Origin of the sequence: Streptomyces doebereineriae, assembly GCF_031845645.1 — a bacterium.
GTDB classification, from domain to species: Bacteria; Actinomycetota; Actinomycetes; order Streptomycetales; family Streptomycetaceae; genus Streptomyces; species Streptomyces canus.
On the sequence record NZ_JAVREZ010000153.1, the window covers coordinates 1 to 481 of the forward strand.

Below are 481 nucleotides of genomic sequence, written 5' to 3' on the forward strand. Positions count from 1 at the left end.
GTGCTGGACAACGCCCATATGTCGACCGGGACCGTGCTGCCGGACTCCGGCGCCGAGCAGGTCGGGATCGTCAACTACCCGGGCGACGACCTGGATCTGCTGGCCGTCTACCGTGACGCGGCGGCGGGGCTGAAGAAGGCCATGGGCGCCTCCTGACCGTCCCGCCCCCACGGGGCCCGGCAGCCGTCATCGGCCGCCGGGCCCCGCCGGTCATCCCGCCTGGGTGAGCGGCGCGTCCTCGGGAACGCCGGCCCGAGAGCTCCCCGCCAGCCGTTCCCGCAGGGCGGCCCGGTCCGGCTTGCCCGCGGGCGTCAGGGGCAACTCCCCGACCACGAGCAGCCGTTCGGGGTGTTTGCGCCGATCGAGACCCCGGGCCGTCAGATGGCCGCCCAAGGCGTCCAGCGTCGGAGCCTGCGGGCCCCGCGCGACCACACAGGCCGCCAGCCGCTCGCCCATCAGGGGGTCGGGGACGCCCACGCAC

General features: G+C 75.7%; 1 protein-coding gene and 1 pseudogene. One reads left to right on the forward strand and one right to left on the reverse strand.

Going from position 1 to position 481, the window contains the following annotated elements; translation table 11 throughout:
- Nucleotides 1-156, forward strand: a pseudogene (locus RNB18_RS51185) (ABC transporter substrate-binding protein); the annotation flags it as partial.
- A 54-nt stretch (nucleotides 157-210) separates the two neighbouring features.
- On the opposite strand, the gene RNB18_RS51190 reads toward RNB18_RS51185, so the two are convergent.
- A partial coding sequence (locus RNB18_RS51190) for an AMP-binding enzyme (RefSeq protein ID WP_449657659.1) occupies nucleotides 211-481 on the reverse strand: 271 nt, incomplete at its 5' end.